The sequence below is a fragment of the Veillonella caviae genome, assembly GCF_003992125.1.
Lineage (GTDB): Bacteria > Bacillota > Negativicutes > Veillonellales > Veillonellaceae > Veillonella > Veillonella caviae.
The window spans coordinates 1-1912 of sequence record NZ_RQUY01000042.1 but is presented as its reverse complement, the minus strand read 5'-3'; the positions used below and the strand labels follow the sequence as shown (position 1 = coordinate 1912).

General features: G+C 36.2%; 1 protein-coding gene. It reads left to right on the top strand.

The features are described from left to right. The first annotated feature begins 140 nt into the window (after window positions 1-140). Entirely contained in the window at window positions 141-1748 is a 1608-nt protein-coding gene (locus EO120_RS09045) for an IS1182 family transposase (protein ID WP_127135143.1), read from the top strand. The last annotated feature ends 164 nt before the right edge of the window (window positions 1749-1912 follow it).

Here is a 1912-nt window from a genome sequence, read left to right as displayed (position 1 = left end):
AAAAGGGGCTGTAACAAAATAGCCTCTAAGAAAACAAAGACGCGTTTTAGTCATATGAAAGTATGATTAAAGTGCGTCTTTGCTATATTTTCATAGCAAAAAAGCCCCCGAAGGGGCTTTTTTGCTGATATAATTTAATTATGCTACTAAATAAAAATATCCAAGAAAATTATACCAAACTTCAAGGATCTCGCCAACTAGTATTACCACTAGATTATGGTCTAATGATAGCTGAAAATGAACCAGTGCGGTTACTAGACGCTGTATTAGAGGAGTTGAACTATACAAAATTGCAGCGTTTATATTCTTCAAAAGGGAGAAAATCTGCAGTACCACCTGACATTTTATTTAAAGTATATTGCTTTGCGATGCTAGAAGGTATTTATTCTTCACGGGCAATACAGCGCCAGTGCGAGGTTAATTTACAATACAAGTGGTTATTACAAGGCTACCCTGTGCCAAGCCACATGGCTTTTCAACGCTTCTTTTCTAGAATGACGTTGTCTGTTTTGAAGGATTTATTTAGCCAATTTATTACTGTTTTAAGCCGACTAGATAGTATTAATTTTGCAGAAGTCTTTATTGATGGAACAAAGCTTGAAGCAAATGCAAATCGTTATACCTTTGTTTGGAAAAAGAAAATCCAACGAGAACTCAATAAAATTCCCGGCGAATTAGAGTCACTTACAGGTGAAATTTTTCGCGCTACAGGTGAAGACTTACGTGCATGCTCAGATGAGTTACTATTACACCTATTGCAGGAACAAGTGCAGGCCTTACATATTACTTTTGTGTATGGTAAAGGCTCAAGAAAAACGCAGTGGCAACGCTGGTTTGAACGGTGTGAAGAAATAGTAAATAAACGCCATGAGTATGAACGCCATTTAGAGATTCTGGGTGAACGGAATAGCTACTCAAAAACGGATCCTGATGCTACCTTTATGCGTCTAAAAGAAGATCATATGCTAAACGGCCAACTAAAGCCTGCTTACAACATCCAACTAGCTGTACATAGTGAATATATTCTGGGCGTTGGAGTATATGCAAATCCTACCGATGTTAACACATTAATTCCATTTATGAAAGAGTTAGGTGAACTACACGATAAGAAATTTAGTTATGTGGTAGCTGATGCAGGGTATGATAGTTACGAAAACTTTGACTGGCTTCAGAAGCATAATTACGCTAGTTGTATTAAACCGCAAAACCATGAACGAGATAAGAAAAAGTTTTATAGAGAAGATATTGGTCGTGCAGAAAATATGACCTACTCCAAAGAAACAGATACATATACCTGTGCTAAAGGGAGAAAACTTACTTTTAAATTTAGCAAGAAAACCAAGAAAAAGTCTGGTGTCGTGATATACTCGCGTATATATGAATGTGGTAGTTGTAACAAGTGTGGATTACGCTCAAAGTGCCAAAAGCCATATAAAGGAAAGCAACCCAAGAATAACAAGAGGTTATATATATCTACGTACTACAACTTGCTTCAAAAAGATAATTTAAGTCGATTTACGACAGAGTATGGAACCTTATTAAGAGTTAACCGTTCAATACAAATAGAAGGCGCTTTTGGCGTCATAAAGCAAGATTACCGGTACAAGCGTATGCTAAGGCGTGGTAAAGAAAATGTAGAAAAAGATCTTTATTTCATAGCCTTTGGATTTAATCTAAGAAAACTTTATAACCGCATTCAAGCTAACCGTATTGGACAAAGCTTATTTGCGATAAATGAAGTAGCTTAGCAGCAAAAATTTAAGCATTCGCTAGGCTTATTAAGGTGCGCTTAAAATTAAAACCTAGCCCTATATCTCTTTGAATTTTAAAAGATATGGGGCTAGGTTTTATGCAGTGAAAAGGGACTGAGAACAAAATGAACAAAAATGTTCATTTTGTTACAGCCCCTTCT

Coding starts and splice junctions, on each gene's coding strand:
- EO120_RS09045 (WP_127135143.1), top strand. CDS start 141: ATGCTACTAAATAAAAATATCCAAGAAAATTATACCAAACTTCAAGGA.